The following is a 23,263-nucleotide window of genomic DNA, read 5'->3' as shown; positions in this document are numbered from 1 at the left end:
TTTTGGAGGGAACAATGAAATTATTGTGTCCACTGCCCTAAAGTGACGCGGTCATTTCCACCATAATCTTTCACCGTACGGACTTGTTTATAGCCCGCTTCTTTAAAGATTTTCTGTACAGCGTCAGCTTGATCATAACCATGCTCAAGTACCACCCAGCCATCAAGAGTTAAATGCTTTTTACCTTGCTGGATAATGACTTTTAAATCAGCCAAACCATGATCTGCCGCAACTAGGGCACGTTCAGGCTCAGTTGCTAAGTCTTGCATGTGGGCGTCATCGGCATCGATGTACGGTGGGTTCGAGACAATCACATCAAAAAACTTTCGATTTAGCGGTGCAAACCAACTGCCACACACAAAAGTCACATCATTTAAGTCATGCTTTTCTGCATTTTGCTGCGCAACAGCTAAAGTTGGCTCATAAATATCGGTAGCCGTGATGTCCCACGTGTCCCGTTCAGTGGCCAATGAAAGCGCAACCGCACCCGTCCCCGTACCTAAATCGACAATGCGGGCATCTTCAGGTAAGTCTAAACGTAGTACAGTTTCAACCAATACTTCGGTATCTGGACGTGGCACTAAGGTGTCAGGAGTGACAATCAGATCCAATGTCCAAAACGGCTGTGAACCTGTCACATAGGCCAAAGGTTCACCTGCTTCAATTCGCGCCAAGGCAGCAACATAGGCTTGCTCTTGTTCATCGGTCAGCACTTGATCTTTTTTCATAAACAAATCAAAAGAATCAATTTTGGTGATGTGTTCCAGCAACCATGCGTTCTCTTGACGTTCGTAACTCTCGGCTTCACCACGTAAAGCCAAAGCTTGGGCAATATTCATTATCCACCATTCTGCTGTGCAAGCATCGCAAGCTGATCTGCTTGATATTCACGATGTAAGCTATCTAATAGTTCAGTTAAATCGCCTTCCATAACCGCGTCTAACTTGTATAAAGTTAAGTTAATACGGTGATCGGTCATACGACCTTGCGGGTAGTTATAGGTACGGATACGCTCTGAACGATCACCCGAGCCGACCAAGTCACGGCGCATTTCAGAAGTTGCTGCATCAGCTGCTGCACGTTTTGCATTTTCCAAACGTGAAGCAAGCAAAGCCATCGCTTTGGCTTTGTTTTTATGCTGCGAACGCTCTTCCTGACATTCCACCACCGTTCCTGTTGGAATGTGGGTAATACGCACAGCAGAATCGGTTTTGTTGATGTGCTGACCACCCGCACCTGAGGCACGGTAGGTATCAATACGTAAGTCTGATGCATTAATCTCGACCGTTGTATCGACATCAATTTCAGGCAAAATCGCAACGGTACACGCCGAAGTATGTACACGACCCTGAGACTCCGTTGCAGGTACACGTTGTACACGGTGCGCGCCACTTTCAAACTTCAAGCGACCGTAAACGCCTTCACCATTCACCAAACAAATGATTTCTTTATAACCACCGTGTTCGCCTTCATTTTCAGACAACACTTCAATACGCCAGCCTTGTGATTCAGCGTACTTGGTATACATGCGGTATAAGTCACCCGAGAAAATAGCGGCTTCATCACCACCTGTTCCCGCTCGAATTTCCAAATATGCAGAGTTCGCATCATTTGGATCTTTCGGAATCATTAAGATATTTAAATCAGCTTCTAAAGACGCAATAATAGCTTTATTTTCTTTAATTTCTTCAACAGCCATTTCCTTAAAATCAGGATCTGACAGCATCGCTTCAGCCGTTTCAATATCAGCTTCTGCTTGTTTGTACTTGGTCCAAACTTCTGTGATTTCACTTAAATCACTATGTTCACGTGACAACTGACGAAAGCGTTTGTTATCCGAAATGACTTCTACATCTGCAAGTAATGCTGTTAATTCTTCGTGACGGTCAGAAAGTTGATCTAATCGTAAACGTAACGATTCTTTCATTAGGAAAATATCTCAATATAAAGGCTGCAATACAGTTTCACAGCACCAAAAAATTTGCGCTTAGTTTAACGGCTCTATCACGCAAAGAACATCTTTATTCAATCCTGAGCGACGTTTACTTTATACGCCGCAGTGGATTGATACACTTTTAAAGCGTGTTTATGCACTTTCTAACGCTTAAAAAATGCAAAACAGCTTATTTCATATACATCTTTTAAATAGGTCATTTCAGCTCAAAATTCAGAGTGTGAACTGCATCACTCCTAGGTTTATCCACATTTGCATGATTTTGGATAAATTTCATTCTGCTTATTCACATTTGTAATAAAACTGATACAAACAAGAAACCAACGGGTTTCAATTTAGTTTTAACTCTCCACAATTAACTGGAATCTTTTTGTTACATTAGCCACATCGAAAAAAGTAAGACAGTTCAACCAATGTTGGACATGGAGAAACACATGAAACTTAATACACTCTTAATGTCAGCAACATTAGCAACGGCATCTATGTTTACTGCAACTGCGTATGCAGACAGCACAACTCGCGTTGCAGCAGCCAGTGCTTTAGGTAGTGTTGCAGGGACAGCAATTGGTAAAAACATGGGCGGCACAACTGGTGCAACCATCGGTGCAGCACTCGGTGGTGCAGGTGGTGCAGCAGTTGCAAGTGACAAACGTCATCGTACTGAATCTGCTATTGGTGGTGCGATCGGTGGTGGTGCGGGCTATACCGTAGGTAAAAGCATGGGCGGCACCAATGGTGGCTATGTGGGTTCTGCATTAGGTGCAGCGGGCGGTGCAGCACTCGGCAACAAAATCTCAAAAGATAAACAGTATGACTCTTACCATGGTAAAAAATGGAAGAAAAAACATAAACACCATTAATTAGCTGCATCGTAAAGATGTCATTGAAAGCACCTTCGGGTGCTTTTTTATGGCACAGATTTAGACGCAACAACACATCAGCCAAACTGGTAGAAAATACGAAGAGTCGTTACACAGCACTTACCAAAGCAACGGTTTCGATAAAATTTCTCTTCATTATTCTTCCCACTTGTTTCGCTAAAGTGAAATCAAGACAAAATAGACATGCTCTTAGGAGTTTAAAAATGAAAATTAAATCAATTTTAATGAGTACCGTAATTGCAGCTTCTGCATTAACGATGACCACGACATATGCGGGTAATACGACCAATACTGCACTGACGTCTGCGTTAGGTGGTGTTGTCGGTGCCGCGATTGGTAACCAAATGGGTGGGCAAACAGGCGCGATGATTGGTTCTGCCATTGGTGGTGGTGCAGGTGCAGCTGCTTCAGCCAACAAACGTGACCGTAATGGTGCAATCATTGGTGGAGCACTCGGTGGTGCTGGTGGTTATACCGTAGGTAAAAACATGGGCGGTACCAATGGTGGGTATATTGGTGCAGGTCTCGGTTCAGCGGGTGGTGCAGTTCTAGGTAAAAAAGTCTCTGAAGACCGTCGTTATGATGATGAATATGACCGCCGTTACGACGACCGTTATGATCGTCGTTATGACAGCCGCGGCTACCGTAATAGCAATTATAAATATAATGGTCGTGACTATCGTGGTGACAATGGCCGTCACTTGGGCTGGTATAAAAACGGTAAACGCTAAGTACCGCATAAAACATTTTCAAATAAAATAGCACCTTCGGGTGCTTTTTTATTTATCTGACAACTACACTCAAAAAAGACACTGCATCGTTTCTACTGAATGCGGCAGCTTACCACTTTGGTTTTAAACGCATGTGTGGCTGGTGCTGTTCAGCGATGTTGAATATAAATTTTGTTTCATTTTTAAATCAACACCTTATACAATACGACCAGAATATCGTATAAAATCGATATACAAAATAACAGTTATATCGTATTATTTCGATATATAAAACAAAACTGAGAAGTAGAATGCGCACGTTGTCCGAGACTCAATTTTCTATTTTAGAATTAGCTCCTGTCCGCGAAGATCAAACTGTACAACTCACCCTACAGCATAGCTTAAAGTTGGCCCAACAAGCTGAGCGTTTAGGCTATAGCCGACTTTGGCTTGCAGAACATCATAATATGGATGGTATTGCCAGCTCTGCAACTGCGGTGCTACTCGGCTATTTACTCGCGAATACCTCAACCTTAAAAGTGGGTTCTGGCGGTATCATGCTCCCAAACCATGCACCACTGATCGTAGCGGAGCAATTCGGTACGCTTGCGACACTCTATCCAAACCGGATCGAATTAGGCTTAGGTCGAGCACCAGGTACAGACCAAATGACCATGCGCGCACTTCGCCGTGGCCGTCAAGAAACTGAAGATCAGTTCCCACAAGATGTCTTAGAAATTTTGCATTACTTTAAAGACGCTGAGCCAAATCAGCGCATCATTGCAACTCCGGGGCAAGGGACACATGTGCCTGTATGGCTACTCGGTTCAAGTTTATTTAGTGCACAACTGGCAGCAAAACTCGGACTTCCCTACTCTTTCGCATCACACTTTGCACCACGTATGCTGAAACAAGCGATTCAGCTTTACCGTGAAAACTTTGAACCCTCTGAATACTTATCGAAACCTTATGTATCTATGGGTGTCCCGACGGTCGTTGCTGAAACCGATGCTGAAGCTGAATATCTAGCGACCAGTGCCTACCAACGAGTTTTAGGTCTCATGCGCGGTCAAAGTTTAAAGTTAAAAGCACCAATTGCCAGCATGGACGTTCTATGGTCACCTGCGGAAAAAATGTCAGTAGACAGTTTTTATGCCATGGCGCAAATCGGCTCCAATGGCACGGTGAAAGAAGGCTTGAAACAGCTTCTTTTGGAATATGATGTTGATGAGTTTATTTTCACCTGTGACATCTATGACACGGACAAACGTTTAGAAAACTTTGAACGTCTCATGCAGATCAAAAACAGTTAAGTACAAATGAAGTGAATCGCCTTATGCGTATTAATGCATACCCATAAGGCGACATACATAAATGAATAACTAAAATCTCAGCCGATATCTAAAAAATCCTTAAAACCCTGCAAAAACTGCTGCTATGTCTAGACTAAAGTTAGCGTGACTGCTCAGACAATTTATCACTTTGCCTTTTTAGAGCAAAAGCACTAAAAATAATAAATTAAGGAAAGACGATAAAAAACAATTAAGGATCGAGCATGGTCAATTTACATTCAACAGACAACGTATCTGGTTTATTTCAAAATCATCCCGAATATTTTCAGCATTTTAAAGGGCAACTGATTGCTGCTTCAGAAATTAAACAACATACTTTTACTGAACAACGTGTCGCAATTATTGGTACAAACCAGCATACAGTAACTGCCCTCGAATCGATTTGTCAGGTCGCTCAATCGGTCTATGTTTTTCAAAACGCACCGCAATTCATCTTGCCGAAAACGGAACGCGGAATTCAACGCTTAATCCAACATCCGTTGGTTATTAAGAACCGACGTCTATTTAATACACGGATCAAATGCCTACTGGCCCTACGCTTTTTAGAAACCCAAGTTCAAGACCCATGGCTTAGACACCAACTCAAACCTAACTCCGCTGCCGATAAACTTAAATTTTTCAAGTCCGATCATTATTATCACGCCTTACAGCGCGACAACTGTAAGCTAATCACTTGGCCAATCGTCAAAATCCGAGAACATGACATTCAAAGTTTAGATGGCGCCGAATATCCCGTCGATGTGATCATTACCACCTATAGCCATTAACCGTATAGGGTAAGTTTTACCCACTTACCCGTTGTTTATTTCGTCACACCTGTATACTGATAGCCTGTATTTGAACGCTGATAACGTAAGTATTTTCCAGTCGGGCGGCTGTTTTGATCTAATAAAGTGATATCAATCTTGTTTAAGTCTTTTGAAACACGAATATATGAACCGCGCCGCTCCTCGTCATAGTGACAGTCATAATCTACTTCAATCGAACTTAGTTGCTGGTTTTTGGTCTGGAAAACTGGTGTTGCTCTCAAAGCTTGGGCATGCATTTTAAAGGCTTGAATTTGATAAAGACCGTGACAACTATCGCCTTTGTAATAACTTTGAATCAGATAAATCGGCTGTGCACCCAATTTTACTTGGTCAATCTTTAAAATATAGCCTGTTTCTAAAGGCTGAAGTTTAGTGGACTTGCTCGATTTCATCTGCACATAGGATGAAAATTCACCCATAGTACCGCCACCACCTACATCAAAGGTATAGAATTTAAGCAGTTGGTCCGGTGAGGCATTAATCTTTAGTCTAAGATTTTCAGCCAATTTGGGGAAAGAATAAGCATAACTTTCTGCATTTTCACGGATTAAATCAACCACATCATTTTCGATCTGTTGATTCACCGCATAAAAATCTAGCGCTGTGTATTTTTGATCAAGCGCCTGCTCAGCCTGTTGAATTGATATATTTTGCGCATATAAAGCCATATTAAAATGAACAAAACAACATAAACCCAACAGACATTTTGATATTATTTTCATTTGGTCTAATCTGTATTTTTATATTGATCAACATTATAAAGCATCATCAATATGACGCTTTATAATGTAATGACAATATCAACCAATGCGACGTTTTAAACCCGTCATTTGGAGTACACGAGTTGAAATTTCTTCAATCGACATTTCCGAGACATTTAAGTATTTAATCCCTTCAGAGATATAAATCCCTTCAATTGCGCGAAGCTCCATTTGGCACTGGCTGAAGCTTGCATAACGGCTATTGGCTTTACGTTCAGAGCGAATAGCAACCAGACGTTCAGCATCAATCATCAAACCAAAAAGCTTCTGTTTATGCGCGCGAAGTACCGCAGGTAAACGGTTGTCATCTAAGTCTTCTTCCGTTAAAGGATAGTTTGCAACACGAATACCAAACTGTAATGACAAATAAATTGACGTCGGTGTTTTACCCGAACGTGACACCCCAATCAGAATCAGATCGGCCTTGTCATAATGGCGTGTACGTGCACCGTCATCGTTATCTAAAGCAAAATGCACCGCATCAATACGTGCTTTATAAGACTCCGAATCGGTCACCGCATGGGTCTGTCCGACTAAAGTTGTAGGCGGTGTTCCCAACTCTTCAGATAATTTACTAATAAGCCCTTCAAATACATCAAGATTTATAGCATTTGCAGTATTAATAATGTCACGCACGTACGGGTCGACTAAAGTGTCAAAAACCAGTGGCTTTTGTCCGTCTTGTTGTGCCCTTAAATTGATCTCAGCAACGACATTTGTAGCAGCTTCTTCAGAGCTAATATAAGGAATAATATGAATGTCAAAGTCAACATTTGGAAACTGCGCCAATAGCGAGTGCCCAAGGGTTTCAGCGGTAATCGCAGTACCATCAGATACAAAAAAAACACTCCGCTTAAATTGTTTACTTCCTGACATTAAAATTCTCCTCAAAAATTTGTCTTAGTGCTATATAATCTTTATAGTAAACCGATCTTACATGACTGTCGCTTAGTAAAATCAAAAAGCTAAGTAGATTTGTTATAATCTGATGCCAAGATAGTGATTAAATACTGCAAAAGTGGAGTAACAACTTTGGAAGCGCGCGTAATTGGTCTAGAAAAATTAGGGAAACACGACGTTGAACTTGTAGGTGGGAAAAACTCATCTTTAGGTGAAATGATCAGCCACCTATCAAATGCAGGTGTATCTGTACCAGGTGGCTTTGCTACTACAGCTCAAGCATATCGTGAATTTCTCGAGCAAAGTGGCCTAAACGCTAAAATCAATGCAGAGTTAAAAGTCCTCAATGTTGATGATGTAAATGCTCTTGCTGAAACAGGCGCGAAAATTCGCCAATGGATTGTAGATACCCCACTTACGGCAGAACTCGAACAAGAAGTTCGTAAAGCATTTGCAGAGCTTTCAAACGGCAACCCAGATATCGCGGTTGCCGTTCGTTCTTCAGCGACAGCAGAAGATTTACCAGATGCTTCTTTTGCAGGTCAACAAGAAACCTTCTTAAACATTCGCGGTATCGACAACGTATTGATCGCGATCAAAGAAGTCTTTGCATCACTGTATAACGACCGTGCAATCTCTTACCGCGTACACCAAAACTTTGCGCATGATGTTGTGGCTTTATCTGCTGGTATTCAGCGTATGGTTCGCTCTGAAACTGGTGCAGCAGGTGTAATGTTTACACTCGACACTGAATCAGGTTTCCGTGACGTAGTCTTCATCACTGCATCTTATGGTTTGGGTGAAATGGTTGTTCAAGGTGCTGTAAACCCTGACGAATTCTACCTTTCTAAACCTCTTTTAAATGCAGGCAAGCACGCTGTACTCCGTCGTAATCTGGGTTCTAAACACCAAAAAATGATTTATGGTGAAGAAGCTTCTGCAGGTAAATCAGTTGTTGTGGTTGATGTTGAAAAACAAGAGCGTCAACAATTCGCATTAAACGACCACGAACTACAAGAACTTGCAAAACAAGCGCTGATTATTGAAAACCATTATGGTTCTCCAATGGACATCGAGTGGGCAAAAGATGGCGATGACGGTCAAATTTATATCGTTCAAGCGCGCCCTGAAACAGTGAAGAGCCGTGAAAACGTCGGCACCATGGAACGCTACCTTTTAAAACAAAAAGGCACTGTGATTTGTGAAGGTCGTTCAATCGGTCAACGTATCGGTTCTGGTAAAGTACGTATTGTTACGTCTATTAAAGAAATGGACAAAGTACAAGACGGTGACGTGCTTGTATCTGACATGACTGACCCAGACTGGGAACCAGTAATGAAGCGTGCCGCTGCAATTGTCACTAACCGTGGTGGTCGTACTTGTCACGCAGCGATTATTGCGCGTGAATTGGGTGTTCCAGCAATCGTCGGTTGTGGTAATGCAACTGAAGTTCTAGTAGACGGCCAAGATGTAACTGTTTCATGTGCTGAAGGTGATACAGGTTTCATCTACGAAGGTTCTTTAGATTTCGAGATTCAAACCAATTCAATCGAATCAATGCCAGAGCTTCCGTTCAAAGTAATGATGAACGTCGGTAACCCTGACCGCGCATTTGACTTTGCACAAATTCCAAATGAAGGGATTGGTCTTGCACGTCTTGAGTTCATCATTAACCGTATGATCGGTGTCCACCCTAAAGCATTGTTGAACATTGACAGCTTGCCACGTGAAACACGTGCTGCGGTGATGGCGCGTACAGCGGGTTATGCATCGCCAATCGAATTCTATGTTGAAAAACTGGTTGAAGGTATTTCTACCCTTGCTGCAGCATTTGCAGACAAACCTGTGATCGTTCGTATGTCTGACTTTAAGTCAAATGAATACGCAAACTTGATCGGTGGTAAGTTATACGAACCTGAAGAAGAAAACCCAATGTTGGGCTTCCGTGGTGCAAGCCGTTATGTGTCTGACAACTTCCGTGACTGCTTCGAATTAGAATGCCGCGCGTTGAAAAAAGCACGTGACGAAATGGGCTTAACCAATATTCAAATCATGATTCCTTTCGTACGTACTGTACATGAAGCGAAACGTGTAATTGAATTATTGGCGTTAAATGGTTTGAAACGTGGTGAAAATGGTCTGAAAGTGATCATGATGTGTGAGTTACCAACAAACGCATTATTGGCTGAACAGTTCCTTGAACACTTCGATGGCTTCTCTATCGGTTCAAACGACTTAACCCAGTTAACGCTTGGTCTAGACCGTGACTCTGGAATTGTTTCTCACCTATTTGATGAACGTGATCCAGCAGTAAAAGCGCTTCTTTCTATGGCAATTCATGCATGCCGTAAAGCAGGTAAATACGTCGGTATCTGTGGTCAAGGCCCATCAGATCATCCAGATCTTGCGCAATGGCTTATGGAACAAGGTATCGAGTCTGTATCACTTAACCCTGACTCAGTATTAGACACTTGGTTCTTCCTTGCAGAAGAAAAAGTTTAACTTTTTGATCCTAAAAAAAAGACCCTTTTGTGGGTCTTTTTTTATACCCACTCTTTCAACGTATCCGCATTGAAACAAACTTTTTTATACAAAAACTTAGACTAAGTCTGGCATTCATGCATCAACATCTTGATTGAGAAGAAATCGCATTACGATAAAGCTAGAAGAAGCAGCATAATCCTTGCTACACTGTCCTGGATTTTGTGTAGTTTTGGTTAATTTCAGCTTGAAATTCTCTAGACTATCCGCATGTTTTACCATAGATTTTTTATTTGTTTTTAATCTAAAAACAAATACATTTATTATTTGAATATCCCAACTTATATTTTGAGATTAAGTTTATATGCAGATTTACTTGGCACGAAATAATCAACAAGCCGGTCCATATACCTTAGAGCAGTTGAATCAGATGCTCGCAAGCCAACAAGTTTTATTGACGGATTTAGTTTGGCATCAGGGTATGCCTGAATGGAAAGCTTTAGGTGAACTCACCCAAGGAAAACTGGCGTATGAACCTGTAGGGTATCAGCCTCAGCCCCCTATTCCTGAGCTAATGCATACGCCAAATCAATTTTCACAGCCAAACCGCAAAGTGGCGAAAGTTGCTCAACCTGAACTGGCATCAATAGGCACACGTGTCTTAGCCAAAGTCATTGATTTACTTCTTTGGCTCCCTGCCGCTGCGATTCCCTCGTTCTTTTTACAAGCCAACCAGTTTGGTGAACTGACTGAAATTCAGCAAAAAATGCAAGCGGCTACTACAGCCACTCAGGCCAGTGAACTGCAAGCACAACTGTTCAGTTTGATTCCTACTGAAGCATGGACCACCATGGGAATTTACCTGCTGATTATGCTCGGCATACAGGCCTTTTTCTTAGCCAAAAGTGGCCAAAGCATTGGTAAAAAAATCACCAAAATTAAAATTGTAGACGTAGAAACGAACGAAAAAGTCAGCCTTTTGCGTGTATTCACATTGCGCAGTGTTGTCTTTATTGTGCTCAATATGCTGTTCATGCCGTTTATTACCATCGCCGATCACGTCTTTGGTTTAACTGCAAAGCGTCAAACTTTGCACGATAAACTAGCGAAAACCAAGGTCATTAAGCAGTAATTTGACCATATTTAAGCTGAGGTTTGGCTCACCTCAGTTTTCCGCAGTTTATTGATATTCAAAATAAATCCACAAAGAAATTATAAAATTCCGAGTGAAAAAATCGGTTTTTATAACAGTCATTTAAAGCATCTTTACGTATAGCTTAGTTTGTCGATATGAGGCATAATGCCCTACAACGTAGCGGTGTCTTATGATTGAGAAGTGTTTTTAGACTTAAAAAGAAACTTTTCAATCATGCGACACTTTAATCGCTATCCCAATTTTATTAGGGAATGGGACTCTTCACCGAGGTTGTAAAATGAGACAAACGATTTTAGCTGTATTGTCTTTATCTGCGATCGCCGCGCTCTTAACTGGGTGTGGTGGTGATATGGTACTTCTAAACTCAAAAGGTCCAGTTGCACAAGGTCAATCTGACTTAATGATGACTGCGATCTATTTAATGCTATTGGTGGTTATTCCATCAGTCATAATGGCATTATGGTTTGGTTGGAAATATCGCGCGTCGAATAAAGATGCAGACTATAAACCTACATGGGCACACTCTACTGCAATTGAAATTGTAGTTTGGGGTATTCCTGTCATTATTATTGGTATTCTGGCTTGGTTAACTTGGTGGGGTTCACACAAGTATGACCCTTACCGCCCGATCGAATCTGATAAAGCACCTGTAAATATTCAAGTCATTGCAGAACAGTTTAAATGGATCTTCATTTACCCTGATCTTAACATTGCGACGGTTAACGAAATTCGTTTCCCTGAAAAAACTCCAGTTGCACTTAAAATTACCTCTAACTTCACGATGAACTCGTTCTTCATCCCTGCGTTAGGTGGTCAAATTTATGCAATGGCAGGCATGCAAACGCACTTGAATTTGTTAGCAGATGGAACTAGCCCAGCTGAAGGCTACCGCGGTTTCTCTTCGAACTATTCAGGCTACGGCTTCTCGCAAATGCGCTTCCGTGCTCACTCTGTAACTGACGCTCAATTCGCTGAATGGGTTGCTGCAGTTAAAGCAGGTAACGGTACAAGCATTAATCCTAAAGCTGTACAAAAAACAATTTTAGATCAAGCTGAATTTGAGTCTTTACGTGACGGTAACCGTGGTAAACACCAAATTGAAGTTTTGATTTCAAAAGCAAAAACTCCTGAAGAGAAGGCTGCTGCTGAGGCAATGAAGCCTTATCCAACTAAGCCACACCCTGTGACTTACTACTCTTCTGTAGAGGAAGGCTTGTTTAAGTCAGTCATCAGCAAATATATGAGCAACTATCACGGTGCTGATCACTCAGCGACTGCGGGTGCTCACGGGGCTGCTTCATCTGAAGCACATGCCGCTGTTGAACCTGCTTCATCAGTTGTAGGGGAATAAGACATGAGCTTCTTAGGTAAGTTAGGTCCGGACGTTATTCCGCACGATCCAATTGTACTGGTCACAGTTGCAATGATGATCTTAGGTGGTATCGCAGTTGTTGCTGGTATTACCTACTTTAAAAAATGGGGCTACTTGTGGAACGAATGGTTCACATCAGTCGACCATAAAAAAATTGGTATCATGTATCTTTTCGTATCGATCATCATGCTTTTGCGTGGTTTCGCCGATGCGATTATGATGCGTCTTCAACTGTTCCTTGCAAAAGGTGGCGGTGAAGGTTATTTACACCCAGAACACTACGATCAGATCTTCACCGCACACGGTGTAATCATGATCTTCTTCGTAGCAATGGGTCTAGTTGTTGGCTTAATGAACATCTCTGTACCACTTCAAATTGGTGCACGTGACGTTGCCTTCCCATTATTAAACTCTCTAAGCTTCTGGTTATTTGCTGGTGCTGCGGGCTTAATGATGGCATCTCTTGCAATTGGTGAATTCGCTGCAACAGGTTGGATGGCTTATCCTCCTCTTTCAGGTATCGAATACTCTCCAGGCGTGGGTGTGGACTACTATATCTGGGCACTTCAGATTTCAGGTTTAGGTACGCTATTAACGGGTGTTAACTTCTTCGTTACCATCATTAAAATGCGCGCGCCTGGTATGTCACTTATGGACATGCCGATCTTTACTTGGACATCTTTGTGTACAGCTGTATTGATCATTGCGTCATTCCCAGTGTTAACAGCAACAATTGCGATGTTAACGCTTGACCGTTACTTCGGTTTCCACTTCTTTACAAATGACATGGGTGGTAGCCCAATGTTGTATGTAAACTTGATTTGGACATGGGGTCACCCAGAAGTTTACATCTTAGTATTACCAGCATTTGGTATTTACTCTGAAGTTGTATCAACGTTCTCTCGTAAAACGTTGTTCGGTTACAAATCAATGGTGTATGCAACAATTGCGATCACAGTACTTGCGTTCGTAGTATGGCTTCACCACTTCTTCACCATGGGTGCTGGTGCGAACGTGAATGCGTTCTTCGGTATCATGACCATGGTTATTGCGATTCCTACAGGTGTGAAAATCTTCTCTTGGTTATTCACGATGTATAAGGGTCGTATCACCTTCACTACTCCTATGTTATGGACGCTTGGCTTCCTTGTAACATTCGGTATTGGCGGTTTAACTGGTGTATTAATGGCGGTTCCACCTGCGGACTTCCTTGTACACAACTCATTGTTCTTGATTGCTCACTTCCATAACGTAATTATCGGTGGTGTGGTGTTTGGTATGTTTGCCGGCATCATCTTCTACTGGCCGAAAATGTTTGGTTGGAAGCTCAATGAAGCATGGGGTAAAGCTGCGTTCTGGTTCTGGTTCTTCGGTTTCTACTTTGCATTCATGCCACTTTATATCCTTGGTTTCATGGGTATGACTCGTCGTTTGAATACATATGACAACCCTGAATGGGATCCGTACATTGCTATTGCATTCTTCGGTTCTGTGTTAGTCGCGATTGGTATTGCATGTTTCGTTATGCAGATTGTTGTTGGTTACTTACAACGCAACGACAACCTCGACCTTACAGGCGATCCATGGGATGGTCGTACACTTGAATGGGCGACTTCGTCTCCTGCTCCGTTCTACAACTTTGCTCATCTTCCAACAATCAATGGTATTGATACGTTCTGGAATGACAAAGAGAATGGCGTAGCATATGCGAAACCTACTTCATACGAAGACATTCATATGCCAACGAATCGTGCTGCTGGTGTTGTGATTGCCATGTTCATTACTGTTATGGGCTTTGGTTTAATCTGGCATATCTGGTGGTTAGTTGTTGTGATGTTCATCGCTTCTATTATCAGCTTCATCGCGTCTTCGTTCACGAAGAAAGTGGACTACTATGTTCCTGCTGCTGAAGTTGAGCGTATTGAAAATGAACGTTACGCGATTCTTGAAAAACATTTGAAGAAGGACTAAGACAATGGCTGACGTACTTCATCACGAAAACCACGGACACGATGAGCATCATCACCACGATGATACTGACATCACCGTCTTTGGTTTTTGGACTTATTTGATGAGTGACTTGATCCTATTCGGTACACTCTTCATTGCATTCGCTGTTTTAAGTAGCCATGTGCCTATGGGCACACCAAGTGCAAAAGAATTATTCGGTGAGTCTTTAGGTTTCGTTTTAACTGAAACTTTCGCTCTCTTGATCTCTTCTGTAACTTTTGGTTTTGCGGTTCTTGCTGCATACAAAAAGAACGTCAACCAAGTTTTAACTTGGTTAGCGATCACTTGGTTATTCGGTGCTTCATTCATCGGCATGGAACTATATGAGTTTAATCACTTAGTTCATGCTGGCCACGGTCCAAGCGTAAGTGCGTTTTTATCGTCGTTCTTTACTTTAGTAGGTACGCACGGTATTCACGTAACTTCAGGTTTGGTATGGATGATCATTTTGATGATTCAGATCAAGAAAAATGGTTTGACTCTTCCAAACACTCGTCGTCTTGCTTGCCTAAGCTTGTTCTGGCACTTCCTTGACATCGTTTGGATCTGTGTATTCAGCGTAGTTTACTTGATGGGAGTTCTATAATGAGTCACGATCATAACTCAGCTGGTGCTTCACACGGTAACACCAAGCAATACACGATCGGCTTTATCCTTTCAGTTATCCTGACCGTAATTCCATTCGGTATGGTAATGGCTGGTGGTTTTGGTCGCGGTATTGTTATGGCGGTTATCGCAATTACAGCGGTTGCTCAGGTTCTAGTTCAATTAGTTTACTTCTTGCACATGAACTCATCTTCAGAGCAACGTTGGAACGTGATTGCATTTATCTATACAGTACTTTGTATTGCTGTACTTCTAGTCGGCTCTGTATGGATTATGAACTACTTACACTACAACATGATGATCTAAACTGATCGTCATGTTGAAAAAGTATTTATTCCTGACTAAACCAGGAATTCTCTTTGGTAACTTCGTTACCACTCTGGGCGGCTTCTTTTTAGCCGCTCAGGGGTCTGTAGATTTCCTCCTCCTTCTCATCACTCTACTCGGTACAACACTGGTTGTTGCTTCTGGCTGTGTCGTCAATAACGTCATTGATCAAGATATTGATCAAAAGATGGAACGGACGATGAACCGTGCATTAGTTAAAAAAACCATCAGGCCTTCCGTTGCTTTGGCATTTTCTGCTGCGCTTGGAATATTAGGTTTCGCCCTACTCTGGTTCTTTGTTAATGCTTATGCCTTTGGCTTTGCTGTACTTGGTTTTGTGGTTTATGTGATTTTTTATAGTCTATGGAGCAAACGCACATCCATTCACCAAACCGTGATTGGAAGTATTTCTGGTGCTAGTCCACCAGTGATCGGCTATACAGCTGTGACCAATGAATTTGATGTTGCCGCACTGTTGCTTTTCTTAGCATATGCACTTTGGCAAATGCCTCATTCATGGGGAATTGCGGTATACCGCTTTGACGACTATAAAAATGCAGGCATTCCAATTTTACCTGTAGCACGTTCAATTTTTCGCACGAAAGTTGAAAGCTTGATTTATGTCTTGCTGTTTGCTGCGGTGTTAAATGGTTTGTATTGTTTTGGCTATACCAATATGTTTTTTCTTATCACCTTTAACGCACTCTGTGCTTATTGGGTATATTTATCAATCATTGGTTTTAAAGCTGAAAATGATCAGGTTTGGGCAAAACGCTATTTCTTATATTCAGTGATTTTAATTACTGCATTAAGTTTTAGTTTTAGTTTTAGCTATGTCTCACCTGCTCCACATTTGCCGCTGTTTTAAAAAGATAGAGTTCTCTCTATCTTTTTTTTATTTCAACTTATTCAATATTTAAGTCTAGTCTTTAAATTGTTACCATAGCAGACACAACAATAACTCATGCTCTGCAATGAAAATGCCATCACAATTTTTTAAAAAATCTATTTTTATTAGTCTATTCCCTATCACTCTTGCTTATAGCACGCACAGTTTTTCTGGTTTTGATGTTACTTGCTACCCATCGACCAACATTCAAACCAATGCCTATACAGCCTGTGACAATTTGCCTGCGCTCACGCCCGCCAATGACAATCAAACCAATATGCTCCTACTCCTGAGCGACATGGGCTTGGCCAAATTGAATTTTAATCAGCCAAATAGTCCGCTTTGGGAAACTGAATATAGCAACGTACCATTTGCGGCTAAAACATTGTTTGAAAGCGCAACCAATAAACGACCGAATGCCCGATTAAAACCAAACAATCAAAAGACTCCTTACCAAGAACATTGCAGTAGTCTAGACAATGGTGCGGATCAATTTACCCAACAGGTGAAAGCCGACAAAAATCTCAGCAAAGTGGAAAAAGATTTACTGATTCAAGAAAGACAAAATATCTCGGCCTGTGACCGTGATCTTGCCCTCATCCAAGTCAATCCAAACTGGTCTATACAAGCACGTCAGTATGCGTCTTATTTAAATGCAACCATTGCCTTTTATAATAGTAACTTTTCCACAGCTACTAAAATTTACTCAGTATTAACTACGGTTGATCAGTCTTGGATCAAAGAAACATCGCAATATATGTTGATCCGTAGCAGCCTCAATGAAAGCTATCAGTCGGGTATCGGTGAATATGGTGATTTAAAAATCGATAAAGTAAATCAGACTTTACTCAAAAATACCTATGAGCATATCACTACCTACTTCAAACGCTTCCCTGAGGGAAAATATGCGGCAAGCGCACGCGGTTTACTACGTCGTTGTTATTGGCTGAGTGGAAATACCGAACTCCTGACCAGCGAACTCGCATGGCAAATCAATCATCCCGATTCCAAATACTATAATTTAGAGCTCGATAATCTAGTCTTTGAAATAGATCGCCATGTTTTTCAAAGCCGCTCATTCAATCCAAAAAATCTAAAAGATCCATTCTTTCTGACCATTTCAGATTTAATGCAAATGCGTCAGGCAACATCAGCAGAAGATAAAGTCTTAAGCTGGTCTGAACTCAACAACCAAAAAACACTATTTAAGAGTCAGCCAGAACTGTTCCAATACCTACAAGCCAATCACTTATTCTTTGTGCAGAACAAACCAGCCGAAGCTTTAAAATATTTGCCAGAACATTCCTCTACTTCAATTAATAGTTACCTTCAACTCAGTCAAATCTTGTTAAAAGGTCGTATTCTAGAGAAACTCGGACAAACTCAAAATGCGCAGCAATACTGGGAAGGTTGGATGAGTCAATCAAAATCCATTGAACAGCGTGGCTTATTTGAACTGATGCTATATCCACATTATACCCAACAGCAAAATGCCAGCGCCTTTATCGGTTCAGATGCTAAAATCAAACAAGCTTCATTGCAAAAAAGCTTTATTGAAAATGAAGCTAATGAAAAAAGCTTAATGCAAATTGTACAGAGCAAAGCATCAAATACAGATCAAAAAAATTTAGCTTTGTATAAAACTTTGCAAAAATCATTGGTGCATCAGAACTTTAAACTGTTTAATCAAGCCTTTGTACTGCTACCACAAGATGCCGCGAAGTATAAATATGACTCAGAAACATATAAAAATTATAAAAACCAACCGCCTTTCAGTGATTTCATTTGGGCAGGAACAAAAATCACGCCACAAATGCAATGCCCTGACTTATTCAGCCTGACTCAAAAACTTGAAAATTCACCTCAAGATTTAAAGCTCCGACTTTGTTTGGGAGAATATGCACGCTCGCCTCAAGGCTACAACATAAGCTATGTCACTGCTTTAGAAAAAGAAACTGCTAGCTTCCAAGGTGCAATTTTTACCCGTGGCCAAGTGTATAAAGACATCATCAAATCCAGTTCTGTACCCGATTTAAAAGCTTATGCTCTTTATCGCTCAATCATGTGTTACTCACCAAGCGGGATGAATGACTGTCAGGATGCAGAGGTTGAAAAATCTACACGTAAACAATGGTTCGACCACATTAAACGTGACTATCCAAGTACCTCTTGGGCACAATCTTTAAAGTATTACTGGTAAGACATATATGTTGAAGCAGATTTTTTCAGTTGTTATAACGTTGATCTGTATGCTGAGCATCATGGCCTGTCAGCCGAGTCAGTCAGCTTCAACATCTAGTCGGGTAAATGCCGAAGACTATGATGCATTTTGGATTTGGGGCAATATTTCATCTGCCCCTTATCTCAAAGCGGCTAAAGAACTTTATATTTTACAAGGTGAAATCCGTTTAGATTCCCAAACACATCACTCTAAGCTCATACCGCAAGGCGTAAGCGTATTAACAATTCCTCAGCAAAAGGTGTGGCTGGTTTTTCGTAATTATCATTTAGACTGGCAAGGCCAAGAGCTTACACAAATTTTAAAACGCGTTCAGCAATGGGAAAATGCAGGGAATCATATTCAAGGCATACAAATTGATTTCGATGCCAAAACCAGACATATCCACCAATATGCCCTATTCTTAAGTCAATTAAGAAAACAATTACCGCAGCACTATCAACTCAGTATCACGGGTTTAATGGACTGGACCAATGTGACAAACCAAGAGACTTTAAACCTCCTGAATAACACCATCGATGAGTTGGTCATTCAAACCTATCAAGGTTCAACTACATTACCCAACTATGCAGCTTATCTAAAAAAAGTTTCAGCACTAAAACTGCCTTATAAAATTGGCATTGTTCAACACGGTGAGTGGCATAGACTGCCTAAGCTTGAAAATGATACAAACTTTAAAGGCTATGTCGTCTTCCTTTTACGCTCAAAACCTCAAAATAATTAGGGCTTTTTAAGAGAAGTTCTTGAATTTGGCGAGCAAAGTCTCTAAAATTCCCCCTTCGCATCTAATGCGACACAACCTTGGTTGTGACTCCTTGCTTCTAACAACTTTTTTGTTAGGGGCTGTTTAAACCGTAAGGAGCTGACAATGCGTCATTACGAAATCGTACTTTTAGTACACCCTGATCAAAGCGATCAAGTCGTTGGTATGGTAGAACGCTACCTAACTCACATCAAAGAAGCTGAAGGTCAAATTCACCGTCTTGAAGACTGGGGCCGTCGTCAATTGGCTTACCCAATTAACAAGATCCACAAAGCTCACTACATTCTTATGAATGTTGAGTGTGGTCAAACTACTCTTGATGAGTTAGAAGAATTGTTCCGTTACAACGATGCAATTATTCGTAGCCTTATCATCCGTCGTGAGAACGCTATCACTGAAGAGTCACTATTGGCTAAGAGTGCTGAAGAAAAACGTGCGCGTAAAGCTCAACGTGAAGAAGCACAACAAGCTCAAGACTCTGCTGAAGCATAAGGAGAACATCAATGGCACGTTTTTACCGTCGTCGCAAGTTCTGCCGCTTTACAGCTGAGAACGTTACGTACATCGACTACAAAGATATCGACACTTTAAAACAGTACATCACTGAAAACGGCAAGATTGTTCCTAGCCGTATTACAGGTACTAAAGCTCGTTACCAACGTCAATTAGCGCTTGCTATTAAACAAGCTCGCTACTTGTCTTTGATCCCTTACACTGACAATCATAAGTGAGGTTGAGCTGTGGATATTATCTTATTACAACGCATTAAAAACCTTGGTAAATTAGGCGATAAAGTTTCAGTTAAAGCTGGTTACGGCCGCAACTACCTTATCCCTCAAGGTCAAGCAGTAGCAGCTACTGAAGCTAACACTGCTGCTTTTGAAGCTCGTCGCGCTGAACTTGAGAAAGCTGAAGCTGATGTTTTAGCTGCAGCTCAAGCACGTGCTAGCCAATTAGACGAAGTTAACATCGTAATCACTGCGAAAGCTGGTGACGAAGGTAAACTATTCGGTTCTATCGGTACTCGTGATATCGCTGACGCGTTAACAAATGCTGGTCTTGAAGTTGACCGTGCAGAAGTTCGTTTACCGAACGGTGCACTTCGTCACACTGGCGAATTCAACATCGCAATCCAATTGCACCATGATGTTGTTGCTGAAGTTCTCGTTACTATCGTATCTGAGTAATTTCTTGCAAAAAAAAGAGCATGCTTTTGCATGCTCTTTTTTTATCTCTATGAAAAAGTAGTTTCTTCGCTCAGCTTAAAACTTCATCAGCCTGCCCCTCAAAATGCCAAATTTGAATATTATGGGTTTTATCCATAAGCCTTGAATTCAGCACACAGCAGCTGCATTTTTTGATAAAGTGCATAGAGTTAAATGGCTGTAATTTTTTCCAAATTTACAGTGAAATTTATCTTAAGTTATCCCTCTTACTGTATTAAAAATCAGGGCGTTATATGTCACAGGCGAATGCCACTGCTCAAAAGAGCTCATCGAAACAAGACAATAAACCAAATGAGTCAGGGCAACTGAAAGAATTCCGTACACCTCCGCATAACTTAGCATTGGAACAAGCTGTACTTGCCGCTTTAATGACGGTTGCTGAATCCTTTGAACAAGTTGGCGATGTACTGACTGAAAATGACTTTTATGCGACGCGCCATAAATATATTTTTCGCGCCATTGCGCAACTCTCCAAAGACAGCTCACCCTATGATGCGGTTTTAGTTCATGACTGGCTCACCACACAAAACCTACTCGATGCGGTTGGTGGTGAAGAGTACCTGATGCAATTGATGGCAGACTCCCCGTCTAGTTTCTATAACATGGAAACTTATGCTACTAAGATCAAAGAATTTTCGACTTTGCGCAGTATGATTAAGGTCAGCTCTGAAATTTTACAAAATGCCTATGACACCAAAGGTCGTAACGTCAGTGAAATTTTAGATTTGGCCGAAACCAATATTTTCTCTTTGGCAGAACAACACAATAACAACGCCAAAGCTCAAGGGCCTAAAGCCATCAATACAGTTGTGGCCGATGTCTTTGATAAGCTAAATGAATTATCACAAATGGAAGGCAGCATTACAGGCTTAACCACAGGCTTTCTTGAACTCGACAATAAAACCTCGGGCATGCAAGCAGGTGATTTGATTATTGTTGCAGCGCGTCCATCGATGGGTAAAACCACCTTTGCCATGAATTTGGTTGAAAGCGTGCTGTTTAATAATGACCTACCTGCCTTGGTTTACTCCATGGAGATGCCAGCCGACTCCATCGCTATGCGTTTGATCTCCTCTTACGGGAAAGTCCATCAGGGCCATTTACGTTCGGGTAAACTCGATGGCGATGAATGGTCAAAAGTGACGGGCACCATTTTGCAACTGCAAGAGAAAAAGCTCTATATCGATGACTCCTCTGCTCTTCCACCTACAGAAGTTCGAGCACGTGCACGTCGTATTGCCAAACAGCACGATGGTAAACTCGGCTGCATTATGGTCGATTACTTACAGCTGATGAAAGTGCCAGGTATGGGTGATAACCGTGTCGGTGAGATTTCGGAAATTTCGCGAAGCCTAAAAGCTCTTGCCAAAGAAATGATGTGCCCTGTAATTGCACTATCGCAGCTTAACCGTTCCCTCGAGAACCGTCCCAACAAGCGTCCCGTGATGTCAGACTTACGTGAATCTGGTGCGATCGAGCAGGACGCCGACTTGATCATGTTTATTTACCGTGATGAAGTCTATAACAAAGAATCCAAAGAAGCGGGCACTGCCGAAATTATTATTGGTAAACAACGTAACGGCCCTATTGGTACCGTTCGACTTGCTTTTGAAGGCCAATACACCCGCTTTAGTAACTTATCCCCTGAGTTTTATGCTCAGTACGATGATGAGGAATAATTAAAACCTCATCGTCGCCCTTCCATGACCCTGTAGGAGTAATTAGGGTGCGTCAAGCAACAGTTTATATTGATAGCCAAGCGCTGCAATATAATTTAAACCGTGTCAAACAACTTGCCCCAAACGCGAAAATCGTCAGCATGGTCAAAGCCAATGCTTATGGACACGGAGTCAAAGACTGTTTAGCAGCCTTAAGTGAAACCGATGCCTTTGGCGTCGCCTGTTTAGAAGAAGCACTAGAGATTCGTGATCTCGGCTTTACACAACCGATTACACTGATTGAAGGTGTTTTCTCAGCAGATGAAATGCCAACCGTCATTGAGCAAAATATCGAGTGTGTGGTTCATCAGCAACAACAAGTCGATTGGCTGATCGCACATAAAACCACGTATATCGCACAAAAGCTTAAAGTATGGGTAAAACTCAATAGCGGTATGAACCGTTTAGGCTTTAAAATTGCTGAAATCATTGCTGTCATCAACACATTGAAAGCAGAAGGCTTTACATGTGTCCTAGCAATGCACTTTGCCAATGCCGATGCGGATCACCCACTCAATGAGCAGCAACGTGCGCAATTCCTACACATCAAAGAAGCGTGCTCACCAATTCTAGCCTCATGTTGTAACTCAGCTGCTATTTTTAAATGGCCTGAACTTCATTTTGATTTTGTTCGTCCTGGCATCATGCTTTACGGTGCATCACCTTTTGCCGATAAAAATGCACACGACTTAGACTTAAAGCCAGTTATGACCTTCACGGCGGAAATTATTGCATTAAATACCATTCAAGCAGGTGAAGGTGTCGGCTATGGTTCACATTTTGTCGCAAACCAAGAAACTGAACTGGCCATTGTTTCGATTGGTTATGGAGATGGCTATCCACGTGCATTTTCAAAGCAAAACTATGTTGCTATAAATGGTCAGGCAGTAGCTGTTGTGGGCCGAGTAGCAATGGACATGATTGCGATCGATGTGACGGGTTTAAACGCCAAACTCGGTACAAAGGTTGAGCTCTGGGGTGAAAACCGCTTAGTTGACGATGTTGCGGAAGCCAATGGAACCATTGGTTATGAGCTACTTTGCCGGTTAAGTAATCGCCCTATACGTAAGCAAATCTAACAAAAAAAGCCCAAGTTCTACTTGGGCTTT

At 41.7% G+C, this 23,263-nt stretch carries 22 protein-coding genes; 18 read left to right on the top strand and 4 right to left on the bottom strand.

The annotated features are described in order from the left end of the window. Nucleotides 1-20 precede the first annotated feature (20 nt). Together prmC and prfA are read right to left on the bottom strand one after the other, a co-directional pair. Nucleotides 21-839 (bottom strand): peptide chain release factor N(5)-glutamine methyltransferase, encoded by an 819-nt coding sequence (prmC, locus tag AC4MC0_RS06095; protein ID WP_335998912.1) that lies wholly within the window; start codon nt 837-839, stop codon nt 21-23. After that, a complete protein-coding gene (gene prfA, locus AC4MC0_RS06090) occupies nt 839-1,927 on the bottom strand; it encodes a peptide chain release factor 1 (protein WP_004982013.1) in 1,089 nt (362 codons plus the stop codon). The genes prmC and prfA overlap by 1 nt, the downstream gene beginning before the upstream one ends. A gap of 461 nt (nt 1,928-2,388) precedes the next feature. Here prfA and AC4MC0_RS06085 point away from each other — a divergent pair, with 461 nt between their 5' ends. From AC4MC0_RS06085 to AC4MC0_RS06070, 4 genes are all read left to right on the top strand, one after another. Then, complete coding sequence (locus tag AC4MC0_RS06085; protein WP_004696467.1) at nt 2,389-2,814, top strand: glycine zipper domain-containing protein; 426 nt, start codon at nt 2,389-2,391, stop codon at nt 2,812-2,814. A 224-nt stretch (nt 2,815-3,038) separates the two neighbouring features. Continuing rightward, nucleotides 3,039-3,566 (top strand): YMGG-like glycine zipper-containing protein, encoded by a 528-nt coding sequence (locus tag AC4MC0_RS06080; RefSeq protein ID WP_004982017.1) that lies wholly within the window; start codon nt 3,039-3,041, stop codon nt 3,564-3,566. Between the two features lie 290 nt (nt 3,567-3,856). Continuing rightward, nucleotides 3,857-4,858 (top strand): LLM class flavin-dependent oxidoreductase, encoded by a 1,002-nt coding sequence (locus AC4MC0_RS06075; RefSeq protein WP_491887368.1) that lies wholly within the window; start codon nt 3,857-3,859, stop codon nt 4,856-4,858. Nucleotides 4,859-5,100: 242 nt separating this feature from the next. After that, the gene (locus AC4MC0_RS06070) at nt 5,101-5,664 is read left to right on the top strand and encodes an NAD(P)/FAD-dependent oxidoreductase (protein WP_491887367.1); all 564 of its coding nucleotides are present in this window, start codon (nt 5,101-5,103) and stop codon (nt 5,662-5,664) included. 35 nt (nt 5,665-5,699) lie between these two features. Here AC4MC0_RS06070 and AC4MC0_RS06065 read toward each other — a convergent pair whose 3' ends face one another. Further along, nucleotides 5,700-6,374: a hypothetical protein gene (locus AC4MC0_RS06065; RefSeq protein ID WP_491887366.1), complete on the bottom strand. Its 675-nt coding sequence runs from the start codon at nt 6,372-6,374 to the stop codon at nt 5,700-5,702. 132 nt (nt 6,375-6,506) lie between these two features. Continuing rightward, complete coding sequence (ppsR, locus tag AC4MC0_RS06060) at nt 6,507-7,343, bottom strand: posphoenolpyruvate synthetase regulatory kinase/phosphorylase PpsR (RefSeq protein ID WP_005400687.1); 837 nt, start codon at nt 7,341-7,343, stop codon at nt 6,507-6,509. Nucleotides 7,344-7,499: 156 nt separating this feature from the next. On the opposite strand from ppsR, the gene ppsA reads away from it, so the two are divergent. From ppsA to alr, 14 genes are all read left to right on the top strand, one after another. Continuing rightward, complete coding sequence (gene ppsA / locus AC4MC0_RS06055; RefSeq protein WP_335998922.1) at nt 7,500-9,869, top strand: phosphoenolpyruvate synthase; 2,370 nt, start codon at nt 7,500-7,502, stop codon at nt 9,867-9,869. A gap of 343 nt (nt 9,870-10,212) precedes the next feature. Then, the gene (locus AC4MC0_RS06050) at nt 10,213-10,980 is read left to right on the top strand and encodes an RDD family protein (protein WP_335998924.1); all 768 of its coding nucleotides are present in this window, start codon (nt 10,213-10,215) and stop codon (nt 10,978-10,980) included. 301 nt (nt 10,981-11,281) lie between these two features. Then, entirely contained in the window at nt 11,282-12,355 is a 1,074-nt protein-coding gene (gene cyoA / locus AC4MC0_RS06045; protein WP_335998926.1) for a ubiquinol oxidase subunit II, read from the top strand. A gap of 3 nt (nt 12,356-12,358) precedes the next feature. Beyond that, complete coding sequence (gene cyoB, locus AC4MC0_RS06040; RefSeq protein WP_176537896.1) at nt 12,359-14,347, top strand: cytochrome o ubiquinol oxidase subunit I; 1,989 nt, start codon at nt 12,359-12,361, stop codon at nt 14,345-14,347. 4 nt (nt 14,348-14,351) lie between these two features. After that, nucleotides 14,352-14,972, top strand: a complete 621-nt coding sequence (gene cyoC, locus AC4MC0_RS06035) for a cytochrome o ubiquinol oxidase subunit III (protein WP_004696446.1) — start codon at nt 14,352-14,354, stop codon at nt 14,970-14,972. Continuing rightward, a complete protein-coding gene (locus AC4MC0_RS06030; RefSeq protein WP_026056475.1) occupies nt 14,969-15,298 on the top strand; it encodes a cytochrome o ubiquinol oxidase subunit IV in 330 nt (109 codons plus the stop codon). Before cyoC ends, AC4MC0_RS06030 begins: the two co-directional genes overlap by 4 nt. Nucleotides 15,299-15,308: 10 nt before the next feature. Beyond that, on the top strand, nt 15,309-16,187 hold the full coding sequence (gene cyoE / locus AC4MC0_RS06025) for a heme o synthase (protein ID WP_419381317.1): 879 nt from the start codon (nt 15,309-15,311) through the stop codon (nt 16,185-16,187). Nucleotides 16,188-16,293: 106 nt separating this feature from the next. After that, the gene (locus AC4MC0_RS06020) at nt 16,294-18,408 is read left to right on the top strand and encodes a PA5441 family protein (protein ID WP_491887365.1); all 2,115 of its coding nucleotides are present in this window, start codon (nt 16,294-16,296) and stop codon (nt 18,406-18,408) included. A 7-nt stretch (nt 18,409-18,415) separates the two neighbouring features. Further along, complete coding sequence (locus AC4MC0_RS06015) at nt 18,416-19,171, top strand: DUF3142 domain-containing protein (RefSeq protein ID WP_491887364.1); 756 nt, start codon at nt 18,416-18,418, stop codon at nt 19,169-19,171. Between the two features lie 144 nt (nt 19,172-19,315). Beyond that, entirely contained in the window at nt 19,316-19,702 is a 387-nt protein-coding gene (gene rpsF / locus AC4MC0_RS06010; RefSeq protein ID WP_004696436.1) for a 30S ribosomal protein S6, read from the top strand. Between the two features lie 11 nt (nt 19,703-19,713). Continuing rightward, nucleotides 19,714-19,941, top strand: a complete 228-nt coding sequence (gene rpsR / locus AC4MC0_RS06005; RefSeq protein ID WP_004278792.1) for a 30S ribosomal protein S18 — start codon at nt 19,714-19,716, stop codon at nt 19,939-19,941. A 9-nt stretch (nt 19,942-19,950) separates the two neighbouring features. Continuing rightward, nucleotides 19,951-20,397, top strand: coding sequence for a 50S ribosomal protein L9 (gene rplI, locus AC4MC0_RS06000; RefSeq protein ID WP_004696433.1), 447 nt, complete (start codon nt 19,951-19,953; stop codon nt 20,395-20,397). A gap of 272 nt (nt 20,398-20,669) precedes the next feature. Further along, complete coding sequence (gene dnaB / locus AC4MC0_RS05995; RefSeq protein WP_004696432.1) at nt 20,670-22,115, top strand: replicative DNA helicase; 1,446 nt, start codon at nt 20,670-20,672, stop codon at nt 22,113-22,115. 47 nt (nt 22,116-22,162) lie between these two features. Continuing rightward, entirely contained in the window at nt 22,163-23,233 is a 1,071-nt protein-coding gene (alr, locus tag AC4MC0_RS05990; protein WP_279681397.1) for an alanine racemase, read from the top strand. Nucleotides 23,234-23,263 lie beyond the last annotated feature (30 nt).

This window comes from Acinetobacter sp. CAU_H_S139_7 (genome assembly GCF_058599305.1).
The sequence above is the reverse complement of the archived record's forward strand: the minus strand, read 5'-3'. Positions and strand labels throughout refer to the sequence as shown.